The sequence below is a fragment of the Halorubrum sp. CBA1125 genome (assembly GCF_009742825.1).
Lineage (GTDB): Archaea > Halobacteriota > Halobacteria > Halobacteriales > Haloferacaceae > Halorubrum.
Map to the genome: position 1 here is coordinate 1 of NZ_WPCE01000056.1, position 15214 is coordinate 15214.

12 protein-coding genes and 2 pseudogenes are annotated in these 15214 nt (G+C 69.2%); 8 read left to right on the forward strand and 6 right to left on the reverse strand.

Annotation, left to right across the window (positions count from 1 at the left end):
- Positions 1 to 700 (forward strand): annotated as a pseudogene (locus GJ633_RS07240) (rhomboid family protein); the annotation flags it as partial.
- Between the two features lie 19 nt (positions 701 to 719).
- Here the strand turns inward: GJ633_RS07240 and GJ633_RS07245 are convergent.
- The gene (locus GJ633_RS07245; protein WP_156588287.1) at positions 720 to 1343 is read right to left on the reverse strand and encodes an METTL5 family protein; all 624 of its coding nucleotides are present in this window, start codon (positions 1341 to 1343) and stop codon (positions 720 to 722) included.
- A gap of 405 nt (positions 1344 to 1748) precedes the next feature.
- Between GJ633_RS07245 and GJ633_RS07250 the strand changes: the two genes are divergently transcribed.
- The 3 genes from GJ633_RS07250 (at position 1749) to menE (ending at position 5158) form a co-directional block, all read left to right on the forward strand.
- Positions 1749 to 2702 (forward strand): transcription initiation factor IIB family protein, encoded by a 954-nt coding sequence (locus GJ633_RS07250; RefSeq protein WP_156588278.1) that lies wholly within the window; start codon positions 1749 to 1751, stop codon positions 2700 to 2702.
- Between the two features lie 128 nt (positions 2703 to 2830).
- Positions 2831 to 3274 (forward strand): universal stress protein, encoded by a 444-nt coding sequence (locus GJ633_RS07255; RefSeq protein WP_156588279.1) that lies wholly within the window; start codon positions 2831 to 2833, stop codon positions 3272 to 3274.
- A gap of 39 nt (positions 3275 to 3313) precedes the next feature.
- Positions 3314 to 5158 carry an o-succinylbenzoate--CoA ligase gene (gene menE, locus GJ633_RS07260; protein WP_156588280.1) on the forward strand — a complete coding sequence of 615 codons (1845 nt, stop codon included), beginning with the start codon at positions 3314 to 3316 and terminating at the stop codon, positions 5156 to 5158.
- A gap of 23 nt (positions 5159 to 5181) precedes the next feature.
- Here the strand turns inward: menE and GJ633_RS07265 are convergent, their stop codons facing one another.
- Positions 5182 to 6072, reverse strand: coding sequence for a bifunctional methylenetetrahydrofolate dehydrogenase/methenyltetrahydrofolate cyclohydrolase (locus GJ633_RS07265; protein ID WP_156588281.1), 891 nt, complete (start codon positions 6070 to 6072; stop codon positions 5182 to 5184).
- A 481-nt stretch (positions 6073 to 6553) separates the two neighbouring features.
- Between GJ633_RS07265 and GJ633_RS07270 the strand changes: the two genes are divergently transcribed.
- Positions 6554 to 7255, forward strand: coding sequence for a hypothetical protein (locus tag GJ633_RS07270; RefSeq protein ID WP_156588282.1), 702 nt, complete (start codon positions 6554 to 6556; stop codon positions 7253 to 7255).
- 43 nt (positions 7256 to 7298) lie between these two features.
- On the opposite strand, the gene GJ633_RS07275 is transcribed toward GJ633_RS07270, so the two are convergent.
- Positions 7299 to 8063, reverse strand: coding sequence for a hypothetical protein (locus GJ633_RS07275; protein ID WP_156588283.1), 765 nt, complete (start codon positions 8061 to 8063; stop codon positions 7299 to 7301).
- A gap of 69 nt (positions 8064 to 8132) precedes the next feature.
- The gene (locus GJ633_RS07280; protein ID WP_321168956.1) at positions 8133 to 8816 is read right to left on the reverse strand and encodes an HAD family hydrolase; all 684 of its coding nucleotides are present in this window, start codon (positions 8814 to 8816) and stop codon (positions 8133 to 8135) included.
- 211 nt (positions 8817 to 9027) lie between these two features.
- Here GJ633_RS07280 and GJ633_RS07285 point away from each other — a divergent pair, with 211 nt between their 5' ends.
- The gene (locus GJ633_RS07285) at positions 9028 to 10167 is read left to right on the forward strand and encodes a CBS domain-containing protein (RefSeq protein ID WP_156588284.1); all 1140 of its coding nucleotides are present in this window, start codon (positions 9028 to 9030) and stop codon (positions 10165 to 10167) included.
- A 97-nt stretch (positions 10168 to 10264) separates the two neighbouring features.
- Here GJ633_RS07285 and GJ633_RS07290 read toward each other — a convergent pair whose 3' ends face one another.
- Together GJ633_RS07290 and GJ633_RS17095 are read right to left on the reverse strand one after the other, a co-directional pair.
- The gene (locus tag GJ633_RS07290) at positions 10265 to 13405 is read right to left on the reverse strand and encodes a S8 family serine peptidase (protein WP_156588285.1); all 3141 of its coding nucleotides are present in this window, start codon (positions 13403 to 13405) and stop codon (positions 10265 to 10267) included.
- Complete coding sequence (locus tag GJ633_RS17095) at positions 13327 to 13674, reverse strand: hypothetical protein (protein WP_197431279.1); 348 nt, start codon at positions 13672 to 13674, stop codon at positions 13327 to 13329. The genes GJ633_RS07290 and GJ633_RS17095 overlap by 79 nt, the downstream gene beginning before the upstream one ends.
- 658 nt (positions 13675 to 14332) lie before the next feature.
- Between GJ633_RS17095 and GJ633_RS07295 the strand changes: the two genes are divergently transcribed.
- Both GJ633_RS07295 and GJ633_RS07300 read left to right on the forward strand, forming a co-directional pair.
- Positions 14333 to 14926: a DJ-1/PfpI family protein gene (locus GJ633_RS07295; RefSeq protein ID WP_156588286.1), complete on the forward strand. Its 594-nt coding sequence runs from the start codon at positions 14333 to 14335 to the stop codon at positions 14924 to 14926.
- Between the two features lie 38 nt (positions 14927 to 14964).
- Positions 14965 to 15214 (forward strand): annotated as a pseudogene (locus GJ633_RS07300) (hypothetical protein); the annotation flags it as partial.

The following is a 15214-nucleotide window of genomic DNA, read 5'->3' on the forward strand; positions in this document are numbered from 1 at the left end:
CGTCGGGTTCCTGTTGCTCGTGGCGGCGCTTGGTACCGTCGCGGCCCGGGCGTCGTCCCGAATCTCGTCACCCGTCGACGACGCCGACCTCCCGGGCGACCCGATCGAGGTCGAGGGGTACCAGGTGACCTACGCCGAGAACGTCGAGAACCAGGTCGTGAACGTCGTCGACGTCGAGGCGTTCGGGCGGTCGACGTCGGTGAACACCTCCGGGGTGATCGTCGCGAACCCGGACCGGGAGATCTGGACGACGGCGGTCTCGCGGGGGAACCTCGCGTTCTGGGGGTACCGCGCGGTCGACGTCGGCGGAACCGGCTGGCGCGAGACCGTCTGGGTCCAGCGGGTCGGCTGGGTGGCGGCGAACGGCGGCCCGGCTTACCGGGTGGACGCGGTGCGCAACGAGACCCGCACGACGCTTTTCACGAGCGAGCCTGCCCGCGCCGAGCCGCAGATCGACGGTCGGAACGTCACCGTCGCTGCGGTCGAAGGGGGATTCGAACTCCGGGTCGAACACGAGGGGTCGAACGCGACCGCGCCGCTGCCGGCCGCCAACGAGTCGGTGACGCTCCGTGGCGTCACGTTCGTGCGGGAGGACGTCGCGGCGCCCGACTTCCCCGGTGACACGCAGGCGGTGTTCGCCGAGCGGGGGGAAACGCGAGTTCGGATCGCCGAACGAGAACGGTACGAGGGACGGCAGTAGCCGGCGGCCGACCTGCGAGTCACGTCCACTCGATCCGGTAGATCTCCACGTCGAGGTCGCGCGTCTCCTCGGTGTGGTGGTCGAACTGCGCGTCGACCGCGAGCTCGGCCGCGAACGCGTGGGTCACCTCGCCGCCGTTGTCGGCCGCGAACGCCTCGACGAACTCCCGGCTGCCGGCGTTGTGGACCGAGTACGAGACGGCGGCGATCCGGCTCGCGGCGGCGAGGAACTCGCGGTCGGCGTTGCGGTTCCCGTCCTGCGCGCCGAACGGCGGATTCATCACCACCGTCACGGGGTCGGGAGCGTCGAACGGGAGCCGCGTAGCGTCCCCCTGGATCCAGTGGACGGGCGCGCTGGCCGCGACCCGGCGCTCGTTCCCGGCCGCGGTCGTCAGCGCGTCGCGGTCGAGTTCGATACCGATCACCCGGGCGGGACCGCGGAGCGCCGCCGCGAGCGCGAGCATCCCCGTCCCGGCGCCGAGGTCGGCGACCGTCTTGCCGTCGATGTCGCCGTGGAGGTCGGCGAGGTGGACGACGTGCGCCGCCAGATCCGGCGGCGTGGGGTACTGTTCGAGCGCAGCGCGGGGGTTCTCGAAGCCCGCGACCACACCGAGTTTGGTCGCGAGCGATCGCTTCGTCGCCATGCTCACGTGGTGCCGTCGCGGTCGGCCCGGGCGAGCGCGAACCGCTCGCATCGGGCACGCTTCGTCGGCGCAGACACCGCCCCGTCCCCGTCTGGTCGCGTCGTGCACATACGGGTACATATACGATGGTAATACATAATTGTTTGTAAATGTTTAATAGTAATATATCGGGTGCAGCGGTCCGAGCGTCCGTCGCCCCGACCGGCTCCGGCGGTCACGTTACGTGTTCGGCATCGCGTCGAATCCGCGGACGGTCGCGCTGATATTCGTGCCGCGTCTCGTCGAATCCTTCGGATAGCGTGCTCGAACGCCCTCGTCTCGACCGGTCCGCCGAATCGACGACGGCCGAACTCGGTCGATACCCGGAACAAAGGTTTAACTGTGGCAGTGACCAGAAGCCTTATAATGGAACGTCCGAGCCGCCAGCGCCAACGGGAGCAGGACACCGAGCGGGAATCGGACGCGGAGACGCTCGCCTGTCCGGAGTGCGACTCGACGGAGATCGTCACCGACGCCGACCAGGAACTCGTCTGTGAGGACTGCGGCCTGGTACTGGACGAGCGCAACCTCGACCGCGGCCCGGAGTGGCGCGCGTTCAACCACTCGGAGCGGCAGTCGAAGTCGCGCGTGGGGGCCCCGATCACCGAGACGATGCACGACAAGGGGCTGACGACGACGATCGACTGGAAGGACAAGGACGCGTACGGGCGGTCGCTCTCCTCGGAGAAGCGGTCGCAGATGCACCGGCTTCGCAAGTGGCAGGAGCGAATCAGAACCAAGGACGCGGGCGAGCGCAACCTCCAGTTCGCGCTCTCGGAGATCGACCGCATGGCCAGCGCGCTGGGCGTCCCCCGGTCCGTTCGCGAGGTCGCGTCCGTCATCTACCGACGCGCGCTCAGCGAAGACCTCATCCGCGGCCGATCGATCGAGGGCGTCTCCACCGCCGCCCTCTACGCCGCCTGTCGGCAGGAGGGAATCCCGCGCTCGCTCGACGAGGTCGCCGACGTGTCGCGAGTGCCACAAAAGGAGATCGGACGCACCTACCGGTACATCTCCCAAGAACTCGGCTTAGAGCTGAAGCCGGTCGACCCCAAGCAGTTCGTCCCGCGGTTCGCGTCGTCGCTACAGCTCTCCGAGGAGGTGCAGTCGAAGGCGACCGAGATCATCGACGTCTCCGCCGAACAGGGGCTGCTCTCTGGGAAGTCTCCGACCGGGTTCGCCGCGGCCGCGATCTACGCCGCCTCGCTCCTCTGTAACGAGAAGAAGACCCAACGCGAGGTCGCCGACGTCGCCCAGGTCACCGAGGTCACCATCCGCAACCGCTACCAGGAGCAGATCGAGGCGATGGGCTTCCGGTAGGAGCGACCGGGTTCCGCGTCGCCACGGGTCGATCACCGCTCGAATCGTGTCGTCAGTCAGTTCGGTCGCCGGTCGGTTCGAGAACGGTGATCGGGTTTTTAATCGATACCGGCGTACGCCCCGACGAGATGTACTCGGAGATCCTCGTCCCGACCGACGGTAGTCCCGCGTCCGACGCCGCGATCGACCACGCGATCGACCTCGCGAACCAGTACGACGCCCGTCTCCACGCGCTCTACGTCATCGACGGGAGCGCGTACTCGAGCCTGGAGGCCGGCGCGGAGATCGTCGTCGAGGCGCTCGAAGCGGAGGGCGAGGAAGCGACCCGTCGCGTCGCCGACGCCGCCGCGGACGCCGGCGTCGAGTGCGTGACGGCGATCGAGACCGGCACCGCCTACCGGTCGATCCGCGACTACGTCGACGAGCACGCGGTCGACATGATCGTGATGGGCACGCACGGCCGAAAGGGGCTCGACCGGTACCTCCTCGGCAGCGTCACGGAGCGGGTCGTCCGGACGGCGGACGTCCCGGTACTGACCGTGCGACAGTCCTCAGAGTCGAACGATGCGTAGCCCGCACCCGTCCACGCGGATGCCACGCGGGTGATCCCCATGCGTGACTGGCTGTCACACCGCGTCGTCTCGTCGCCGGACGACACGGCGCTCGTGCGTGCCGAGGACGGCGAGGCGTGGACGTACACGGCTCTCGACCGACTCGTCTCGGAGACGGCCGGGCGGCTCGTGGCGCACGGAATCGCCGCCGGCGACAGGATCGGCGTCCTCACGCCCCCGTACGTCGGCACCGTCGGACTGGTTCACGCGGCGATGCGGATCGGCGCGACGTTCGTCCCGCTCGCCGACACCCTCACCGAGCGCGAACTCGCGGCGCGCATCGACCGTGCGGACCTCTCGGCGGTCGTCTGTGCCGAGTCGACCGAGTGCGACGCGCTCGGCGCCGCGGAGGTCGCGGATGTCCCCGTCTTCTCCGTCGACGAGCCCGACGACCCGGCGGTTACGGGCGTCCACGACGTCGAGCCCGATCCGGTCGACCCGGCCGAGTGGTCCGAGACGGACCACCTGTGCGTGCTCTTCACCTCCGGGACGACGGGGACGCCCAAGCCGGTGCCGCTCACCGCTGGCAACGTGTACAGTTCCGCGGTCGCGTCCGGGTTTCGGCTCGGCGTCGACGCCGACGACCGCTGGCTCGTGTGTCTCTCGTTACACCACATGGGCGGGCTCGCCCCCGTGTACCGCTCCGTGCTGTACGGGTCGACGCTCGTGCTCCGCGAGGGGTTCGCCCCCGGCGGGGCCGCCGACGACATCGACGCGTACGACGTCACCGGCGTCTCGCTCGTGCCGACGATGCTCGAACGGATGCTCGACAGCCGCGGAACCCTCGCGGACTCCCTCCGCGCGGTGCTGCTCGGCGGCGCTCCCGCCCCGGACGAGCTGATCGAGCGCTGTCACGACTACTCGATTCCGGTGTACCCGACCTACGGGATGACCGAGACGGCCTCGCAGATCGCCACCGCCACGCCCCGGCAGACGCGGGACCGACATGGCACCGTCGGACGGCCGCTTTTCGGCACGGACGTCGCCGTCGTCGACGACGACGGCACTCCCGTCGACCGGAACGAGACCGGCGAGATCGTCGTCGACGGTCCGACCGTGACGCCGGGCTACCTCGACGGGCAGTCGGGCGACCTCGACCGGTCGTCGTTCGGTCCGCACGGGCTCCACACCGGCGACGTCGGGCGGCTCGACGAGGACGGCTACCTGTACGTCCTCAACCGCCTCGACGACCGCATCATAAGCGGCGGCGAGAACGTCGAGCCGGGCGAGGTCGCCGACGTGCTCCGGGGGTTTCCCGGCGTGGAGGACGCCGCCGTGGTCGGGCTCGACGACGACGTGTGGGGCGAGCGCGTCTCGGCGCTCGTGGCGGTCGGTGACGCCCCGAGCGACGCGGACGAAGACGTCGGTCGATCGGACGGTCCACCCGTAAACGAGCAGGCGCTCGTCGCGTTCGCCCGCGAGCGGCTCGCCGGGTTCAAGATCCCGAAGACGATCGCGTACGTCGGATCACTGCCGCGCACCGTCTCGGGGACCGTCGACCGCGAGGCCGTCGCGGCGGTCCTCCGCGAGCGGGGACACGACCCGCGGGACGACGTCGAGGCCGACCTGGAGACGGCCGGGTTCGAGCCGGCGGATCCGACCGAACCACCGGAGACGGGCGCCGATTCGGCGGTCGACGCGGGAGAGTCGACAGCGGGAGCCGAAGCGCCGGACAGCGACGGTGACGGCGGCGAAGGGGACGAAAACGACGCAGACAGAGACGGCGCACGCGACGACGAGAGCGACGGCGACGGTGACGAGCGAACCGGTGATGAACGGGACGGTAGAGACGATCCAGGCGCCGACGGCGAAGACGCCGACGCCGAAGAGACAGGCGGCGCCTGACGGCAGTCGCGTCGGTCAGCGATTCAGAGGTCGATCTCGACGTCGTGTTGCAGGCTCGCCGCCTGCACGGTGTTGTACAGGAGCATCGCGCGGGTCATCGGCCCGACGCCCCCGGGGACCGGCGTGATCGCGCCGGCGACCTCGCTCGCGGACTCGTAGTCGACGTCGCCGACGAGCGCGTACCCCTTCTCGGTGTCGGCGTCGACGCGGTTTATTCCCACGTCGATCACGGTCGCACCCGGCTTCAGCATCGAGCCGTCGATGAACTCGGGCATGCCGGCGGCGGCGATCACGATGTCCGCGTCGGCGAGTTTTCCCGCCAGATCCTCGGTCCGGGAGTGACAGACGGTCGTGGTCGCGTTACCGACGGGCGACTTCTGTATCAGGAGGTTCGCCATCGGCTTCCCCACGATGTCCGACCGGCCGACGACGACCGCGTCGGCGCCCTCGGTCTCGACGTCGTACGCCTCGAGGAGTTTCTGCACGCCGTGTGGCGTACAGGGTTTGAACCGGGCGTCGCCGGCGACGAGCCGCCCGACGTTCTCTGGGTGGAAGCCGTCGACGTCCTTCTCGGGCGCTATCCGCCGGAGGACGCGCCGCTTGTCGACGTGGTCGGGGACGGGCAGTTGGACGAGGATTCCGTGGACGTCCTCGCGGGCGTTGAGGTCGTCGATCGTCTCGAACAGCTCCGCGGCCGGCGCGTCTGCGTCGAGTTCGACGTCGATTCCCTCGATGCCGACCTCCTCGCAGTCGCGCTGTTTCATCGAGACGTACGTCTCGCTCGCGGGGTCTTCGCTCATCAGCACGGTGGCGAGCCCCGGCGTCACGCCGGCGGCCTCGAGCGTCGCGACGCACTCGGCGACGTCGTCGCGCACGTCGGCGGCGACGGCGTTCCCGTCGATAGTCCGGGTCATATCGGACCGAGACGGAGGGAGCATAAAAACGACGCGGGATCGTGGTCATCTTCGCTGTAGACGGTAGTCATCTATACACGAACGTGGCATCGTTCCGCGCGACACTTCGCCGAAACGGGTCTGCTTCCCGGGCGATCGTTCGACGGGGGTGTCCAGTGCGCCTCGGCGACGTCGACAGCGGTCGCCGACCGCCGTCCCGGATCGTCGACCGCCGTCCCGAATCGTCGACCCCCGTCACGGATCGCTGACTGCCGTCACGGACACTGTCGCGGTCCGCGGACGGTGTCGTGCGTGCGTGGGTGATTTTAAGCCGCCGCCCCGCGAGTATCCAGCCGTCAATGTCCCCGTTCATCCCCTCCTGCCGACCCTTCGTCGGCGCCGACACGGTTCGACCGACTCTGCTCCGTCGCCCGCGTGTCGACCGACGCCAGCGGTCCAGCCAGCGTTCGCGTCCCCTCACGTCGCCCCGTCCACGCGATCGATGACTCACACCGGCACGTGGTCGTTCGCGACGGTCCGCGGCACCGTGCAGGTCGCCCCGGACGCGATCCAGATACGGCGTGGGTTGGTCTCCCGGGCCGTCGGCAATCTCCGGACGATTGCCGCGGGGAGGGTTCCGCCGGTGTTCGCCGCCGCGGACTGGTCTCTCGTCACGGTCGTGTTCGCCGTCCTCGGCGTCGTCGTCCAGCTCTGGGGCGACGGCGGCGACCCGGAGTTCACCTTAGCGACGCTCGGTCTCCTGACCGCGATCGGAAGCATCGCCGCGTCGGCGGTACGGAACCGCGAGACGACGATCTCCCTGCGGACCGTCGAGCACGTCGCGTTCGACGACGACGAACTCGTCGTGGTTCACCGCGAGGAGACCGACGACGGTTGGTTCGGCGACGGCTGGTTCGGCGACGGTTGGTTCGGCGACGAGGGATCCGGTGGCGGGTGGTTCGGTGGCGACGGCGCCGACGCGAGCGGCGACGCCGTCGTCGGCGAGACGAGCGACGCGGGCATCACGGCCGACGACGCCGCCGGCGATCGCGTCGAGACGAGGATCCGGCCGCGCGCCGACGCAGAGCGCGCCGACGCCGCGATCGCACTCCGGCTCCGCGGAGTGGACCTCCGCGGGGTAGACGGCCACGAGGCCGTCTCGCGGACCGTCGTCGACGCGCCGAAGACCGAACTCGTCGCGTGACCTCCGTCGCTCCCCTCACGGCCGACCGTTCCCCCACGGCCGCTCAAAGCACCGTGAGCGAGACGGACCGATCGACGACCTCGTACCCCTGCGCGGCGAGGGCGTCCTCGTAGTAACGATCGGCGATCAGTCCCTGCGGTAGCCGCCCGAGATCGAACCGACGGGTCGGATGCAACTCGACGTCGACGACCGTCTCGGCTGCCGATTCCGCCCCGCCGACGTCGCGGATCGTGGCCGTGTACGCGCCCCAGGACCGGTCGTTCGCGGTGCCCTCGATGTCGACGATCGCGACTACGTCGCCCGGTACGTCCGAACTATCCGATTCGTCTGAATCGTCCAAACCGTTCGGCCCGTTCGTCCCGGACGCGTCGGTCACGTCGACGTCGAGGTCGATAGAGACGTTCCGGAGTCCGAACAGGTACGAGAACTCGTAGGTCGCGGCCGTCCCGTCGTCGGTCGGCACCACCTCGTCCGCGATCCCCCACTGGAACGCGAGGATCGGGGGTTCCGGGCCGGCGAACGCCGCCCGCACGGTCTCGGGTGCCGCCTCGGTGCGGAGCCTGGTCGTGCCGCGGCGCCTGAAGGCCGGCAGCCGGGTCGCGACGACGAGCGCGCCCGCGACCCCGAGGGCCGGCCACAGCGAGAGCGCCCCGTAGGTCACGAGGAACGCTCCCCCCGCCGAGAGGGCGACGGTCCAGGAGGTGGCGCGTTCGAGTCGGTGATACCGCCGGACGATCCGCCGGACGTCCGATCGCGCGTTGACGGGGTCGGAGTCCGTGGCGGACGGCGACGTGGAGGGCGGGGACATGGGGGGAGGCTCGGTCGCCCGCCGCATCACGGTTGCGGTCGCCGAGCGCTCCGATCGGGTGGACCGGCCTCAGATCCCGTCGTCGCCCTCCGTCGGGGCTCGTCCGCAGATACCGACGAGGTCGTGGAGGTCGTCGATCTCGTAGGTCGGCTGACAGGTGAGTTCGGTCGAGCGGCGGTGCGGCCGGCGGACGAACGCCGAGTCGATTCCGGCGTTGTCGGCCGCGCGGACGTCGGACTCGTTGTCGCCGACGAACAGGGCGGTGTCGGCGCCGAGGTCCTCGAGGGCGCGCTCGATGTAGTACGGGGACGGTTTCTTCCGCGAGAGGCTGGCGATCGAGGGCTCGCGGCCGTACGCGACCTCGAATCGGCCGGCGAGCCCGAAGTGGTCGAGGAGGGCGTCGACGGTCGCCTGCTGGTTCGAGGAGACGACGCCGAGCGCGGCGTCGAGGTGACGTATCGCGTCTACGTCGTCGTAGGGGGTCTTCTGGCCCTTCCGCGCCGCGTCGACCTGCGCGGTCGACGCGGTCTCGTCGCGGACGCGCCAGAACTCGACCGGGTCGACCCCGTAGCGCTCGCAGATGTCCGTCAGCGTCGCCGGGTCGACACCGACCGCGACGTCGTCGACGTGGGCCAAATCGGGATCCTCGACGCCGAGGCTCACGAACGCGTCCCACGCGGCCTCGCGGAGCGTGTCGAAGGGGGTCCGTCCGACCAGCACTCCGTCGTTGTCGAAGACGACGGCGTCGTACACACCGCTACCTCCGTCGGTAACCGAGAAAAAGGTTTCACCGATCGTGCCTCCGAGCGCGCGTTCGACATCCACGCGTCCGAGCCGACGGGGTCCACGAGAGTACCCGACGGGGTCCACGAGACGTGCCGGGACGCCCCATGCGTGGAGTCCGCACGGGGAGAGACGACTCCCGCACTTTCAATACCCGGCCCGCCAAATCTTCAGCACGCCCATGAATATCGCTAATATCGCGGCGCCGGAGTACGTCGAGGTCGACGTCGACGAGCGGCTCGCCAAGGTCAGATCCATCTTCGAGCGGGAGAACCCGAAGGGGATCGTGGTCACCGAAGACGGCGAATACGCCGGCGTCGTCGGCGAGAAGCAGCTCCTCCGGTCCCGCATGGAGGACGACACCAAGGTGTCGGCCGTGATGAAGTCGGCCCCCTCGGTCGACCGCACCGAGGACGTCCGCGAGACCGCGCGACTCCTCGTCGAGGGCGACGTGAAGATCGCACCCGTCTACGAGGGCGAGAAGCTCTACGGGATCGTCACGGTCGACCAGATCCTCGAAGCCGTCGTCGACAGCCTCGACGCGATCACCGTCGAGCAGATCGCGACCGAGGAAGTGGTCGGGATCGGGGAGACGGACAGCGTCGGGCGAGCGATCAACCGCCTCCGCGAGAACGGCGTCTCCCGGCTGCCCGCCCTCGACGACGACGGGACGCTCGTCGGCGTCGTCACCACCAACGACATCGTCGAGTTCGTCGTCCGCGACCAGGAGCGACAGGGCAGCGGCGACCGCGCCGGCGACATCGACCGGATGCTCGACATCCCCGTCTACGACATCATGTCGAGTCCGGTCGTCACCACGACCGCCGACGAGACGGTCCGGGCCGCCGTCGAGCGGATGTTCGACAACGAGGTCTCCGGGCTCGTCGTCACCCCGGACGGTTCCGACACCGTCGCGGGGATCGTGACCAAGACCGACGTGCTGCGCGCGCTCACGTTCACCGAGGAGGACTCGATGGACGTCCAGATCACCAACGTCGACCTCCTCGACACGACCACGCGCGGGCACATCGTCGAGTCGATCGAACAGGTCGCGGACAAGTACGCCGCGATGCACGTCATCCACGCGCACGTCCGGTTCCACGCGCACAAAGAGAAACTTCGCGGCACGCCCCTGATCCAGTGTCAGATCCGCCTTCGGACCAACGAGGGACAGGTCGGCGGCTCCGGCGAGGGCTACGGCGCCGAGCACGCCTTCCACGTCGCGCTCGACAAGCTCGAGCGCAACGTGCTCGAGATCAAGGGCGTCAACGCCGACGAGGAGTACCGCGGCCAGCTGCTCCGGAAGCTGGGCGAGCTGTAGGCTCAAGGCGCCTATCGACATCGGCTCCGCCGTCGTCCACCCGCTCTTCTCGACCACCCTCGGTCGCCGGCGAAATCGGGATCGCGCTCCGCCGGAGTCACCCGTCGTTGCGGCGTCTCCGACCCAGCAGGAGCACGGCGAGGAGCGCAGCCACGCCGGCCGGAACGCCGAATCCGGGGACGCCGCTCTCGGTCCCCCCGTCGTCTTCGGTGGACTCGTCTCCCCCGGTTCCGCCATCGCTCCCGGAGCCATCACCGCCGGCATCGTCGCCGTCAGTCGTGCCAGTGTCGAGATCACCGTCCGCGTCGTCGTCTCCGTCCTCGGCTCCATCGTCCGCGTCGGCGGACGCGTCCTCGTCGGCCGTCTCTTCGTTGACGGGCGCACCCTCGTCGCCTGTCGCGTTCTCCGTCGTCGCGTTGTCGGCCGTCGCGTTCTCCGTCGTCTCCTCGTCGGTCGCGGAAGCGATGGGCCCACCTCCACCTCCGCCTCCGCCACCTCCACCACCGCCACCTCCGCCGCCGGGATCGCTCGTCGTATCCCCTCCGTTCTCGCCCGTGCTGGCCTCGGTCACCTCGAACGAGGTCGACTGGGAATCGTCCGCGGTCGTCGCGGTCAGCTGGTACGTGCCCGTCTCCGCGTCGGCGGGGATCGCGACGGCGGCCGACGCCGTTTCGGTGGTACCGACGTCGACGTCCGAGACGGTCACCTGGTCGGCGCTCCCCGCCGGGTCCACCGCGAACGAGACGGTCGCGTCGCCGGCGGCGCGTCCGTCGTTGCGCAGCGAGACGTCGAACGAACCGGACGTTCCCCGCTCGACTTCTCCGGGACCGGCGGCGTCCGTGATCGTGAAGACCGCACGGGGCTTCAGCGAGACGTCCGCCTCGACGCTCCCGTTGGCCGGGAGGTCGACCGTTCGCGTCGCGTCGGCGTAGCCGTCGGCGCCGACCGTCAGCACGTACTCGCCGCGGTCCGCCGCGGTGAACGCGTAGCTCCCGTTCGCGTCCGTCTCGTTCGACAGCGTTCCGCCCCCGGTTCGGGTCGCGCTCACCGAGGCGTCCGCGATCGGCTCCCCGTCGGTCATGTTCGTCACCGTGCCGGACAGCGCCGCGGGGAGCGGGACGAGTTCGAGGTTCGGGTCGGTCGTCGCGTTCGGCTCGACGGCGACGCCCGTCACGTTCGTCGACGCGAAGTCGGACGCGTCCGCGGTGACGTCGTAGGTTCCGGGTCGGAGGTCGACCGCGTACGCCCCGTCGGCGCCGGCGTCGACCGCGGCGACGGTGTCGTTCGTCTCGTTGGCGACGGTCACGGTCGCGTTCCCCGGCGCGCCGAGCCCGTCGCTCGCGGTCACGTCGCCCGCGAGCGTCCCGTTCCGGAGCGTCAGCGCGAAGTCCGCGGTCGCCACGTCTCCGGACCCGGTCAGCGTCACCGAGGTGTTCTCCGGACGGTAAGTCGCGTTGCTGGCGGTGACGTTCAGGGTGGTGGCCGGCACGTCGACGGCGTAGGTCCCGTCGCTGCCGGTCGCCGTCGCGCCCACCGCCTCGGTGCCGTTCCGGACGGTCACGTCGACTCCGGAGAGCGTCGCGTCCGTCTCCGCGTCCGTTACCGTCCCGTTCACCGTCCCCACCGCCTCCGCGACCCGGATCGAGGCGGTGGCGTCGTCTTCGGGCGAGGCGACCGCGATCTCCATCTCTCCGGTCGGGAAGCCGTCGGGAACCGTCCCGTTCAGCGCCACCGTCGTGGTGTTGCCCGCCCCGAGCGACACGTTCGTCTCGTCGAGGGTCACGTTGGTCCCGTCGTCGGGGTTCACGAGGCGGAGTTCGACGGTGCGGTTCTCGCCCGGTATCGGATCCGGGTTCGTCACGTTCGCCGTCGCATCGAGCGTCGCGTTTTGCTCCACGATCGTCGCGGCAGAGAGATTCGTCACCTCGTAGTACGGATCCGTCGACGTCACGGCTTCGAAGCCGTCTACGATTCCAGTTCCGTAGCGATCATCCGGTTCACTGGCATCGTCGGGATGGTTCGCAGTGTCGCGCAGTGTATCGTAAAGTTCGTCGTCAGAGGCGTCCCGCGAGGTCGCCGAGATCACCAGCGCCGCGACGCCGCTGACGTGCGGTGCCGCCATCGAGGTGCCGTCTTTTTCACTGTAGGTTCCGCCCGGATCGGCCGAGTAGACGTTCACCCCTGGAGCCGTCACGTCTGGCACGATGTACTCGGCGGGCCAGTCGTTCGGGGCGTCGCTTCCCCAAGCGCTGTCAGTGTCGACGGTCTCACCGCTGGAGATCGATGCAACGTCCTGATTAGCATCGACGGCGCCAACTGCGAGCGAATCGTAGACGTTTCCTGGCGAACTGGATGTTCCATCTCCCTTGTTCCCGGAGGATGCGATGACGATCGCGCCGGCATCGTTGGCGTTTCGAACCGGTTCGATCATCTGCTCATAGTATCCGTCCGACCCTAGACTCATGTGGAGGATGTCTGCCTGCTCGCCGACCACGCTTTCGTTGAGTGCAGCCTCCATTCCACCGACGACCCGAGTGAAACTCGTGCTTCGGCTATCTTCGGGAAAGACCTTGATCGCATGTACTTTCGCCTCTGGCGCGACTCCAATCGCAGTCCCGCTCGTGTTTCTCCCTGCTACGGTACCGGCAACGTGGGTACCGTGACCGTTCAGATCGTACGGCCCGTCATCGTTCTGTATCACGTCACCATTCTCATCGATCTCTGCCCACCCGCTCACGTTCAAATCGGGATGGTCTGGGTCGATTCCCGTATCCAACACGGCGACCGTGGCGCCCTCGCCGCGGGTGTCGTACGTCTCCCACACCTCGGGCGCGCGCACCATCTCGACCCCGTAGGTCGCGTTGGTCGACGTCGCAGTCGTGGAAACGGTGTCCGCCGCGGGGCCCCGCGCCGCGGCAGGGCTACCGACCGACCCCGTCGCGCCGCTTTCGGCGGCCGCGGCCGAGTCGAGTTCGACCTCGAAGTTCTCGTGGACGCGGTCGACGCCGCGCACGTCGAGCAGCCGGTTGACCGGGACGCGGTCGGTGTCGACCGTGACGAGCATCGCGTTCGCGATCCAGAAGCTCCGCTCGACGGTGACCGCGGGCGTCGACCGCGCGAACCGGTCGAACTCGTCCTGCGCGCTCGCGGCGCTCGCCTTCAGTTCGTCGGTCGATATCGTCTCCGACTCTCCGGCCGCGTTCGGACCGAACTGGGCGTCGTCCTCGAACCGAACCACCACCTCGACGGTGCCGTTCGCCGAGTGGATCCCGGGGCCGATCGCGTCGCGGTCGGACGGCCCAAAGTCCTCGACGCCCGAGGGTCGTCGATCGCGGCGGAGTCGGCGGCGTCGATCGTGGTGGAATCAGTGACGCCGCTCCCGGCGACGGACTGACTACCGTCGACATCGCCGACGCCGGCGACGCCGGCGGGCGCGACGGCCGCCACGAGAAGCGCGACGACGAGCAGCACGACCGGCGTCGCCGACCGGTTCCGCTGTCCGATCATTACGTAGTGGGTGGAGACGACGGGCTTAATTCCCCCGCTCGGCGTGACGCTTACCCGGGCGTCGTCGAGGGTATCATAGAGCTCTTCTCGCGCCGGTTTATGTCATAGCGGAAATGACGAATTAACTCTCAGGACGCGTGTGCTACGAGGACGCTTCTCTGGATTGGGGCCGGATCGTTCGGTAATACATCGCCCTCACCGTGGAGAACACTCACAAAGCCCCAGCCGTGAGGGCTCGCGCGGCTCGCTGTGATCCTCGACCGTTCACTTCGTTCACGGCCTGTGGTCCTTACGTCCCCGGACTTCGCCCTCACGGCTGCCCCTTTGAGCTCCACCCCGAACGGCACTACCGGAAGCCGGTCGCCTCGCTCCGCTCGGCGCCGCGACTTCCGTACTCCCGCTCACTCCGTTCGCGGGAACGCACCCGCCCCTCACCCCTCCCCAGCCTCGTCGCTGGCGGCGACCGCCGCCAGCGACTCCCTCGCGCGCTTCTCGCGGTCGCCGCCGGCGACCGCTCGCAGGCGCGCCGCCGCTACACCGTCTGTAAGTGGCCGTCCGAGCACTACCGCTCTGTCAGATGGGGCTGGTTCGTCGTGTGGTATCGCTCGCCAGTATCGTTATCTGTCCGCGGCGCGTAGTGGCGTGCAGTGATAGACATATGACAGGAAAACAGATCCTGATGATCGTGGGCGACTTCGGCGAGGACTACGAGATCATGGTCCCGTTCCAGGCGCTCCAGGCGGTCGGCCACGAGGTCCACGCGGTCTGCCCGGAGAAGGGCGCAGACGACAGCGTCAAGACGGCGATCCACGACTTCCGCGGCGACCAGACGTACCTCGAGACGCGCGGCCACGACTTCGCGCTCACCCACGGGCTCGACGAGGTGGACCCCGCGGACTACGACGCGCTGGTCGTCCCCGGCGGGCGCGCCCCCGAGTACCTCCGCGGGTACGAGGCGGTGCTCGACACGGTGCGTCACTTCTTCGAGGCCGACAAGCCGGTCGCCGCGATCTGCCACGGCCCGCAGATCCTCGCGGCCGCGGGCGTGCTGGACGGGTACGAGATGACCGCGTACCCCGCGGTCAGGCCCGAAGTCGAGGCCGCGGGCTGCGCGTGGGTCGACGAGGTGACGACCGACGGCAACCTCGTCACCGCGCAGGCGTGGCCCGACCACCCCGAGTGGATCGCGCAGTTCTTGGACCTCCTCGGGACGGAGATCGACCACGAGCCGACCGCCGCGACGGCGGACTGATCGGGTCGATTCCCGTCTCCTCGCGACCGCCGCCTGCCATGCCGCGCGCCGTCGCCGTCAACGTCGCCGCCAACACGAACGAACCGGGGTTCCGTGGGCCGGTGTACCCCGACGGCTCCTTCGCGTACGTTCCGATCCCGGAGTCGACGGCGACGCTCCCGCGCGAGCGCTTTCCGGTCGACGAGCCGATTCCGACGTTCGGCGACCTCGATCTGCCGTTCGCGGTGCCGAGCGACCTCCGCGAGACGCCCGTCCACCTGGATCCGGAGTTCCCGGGCGTCACGGCCG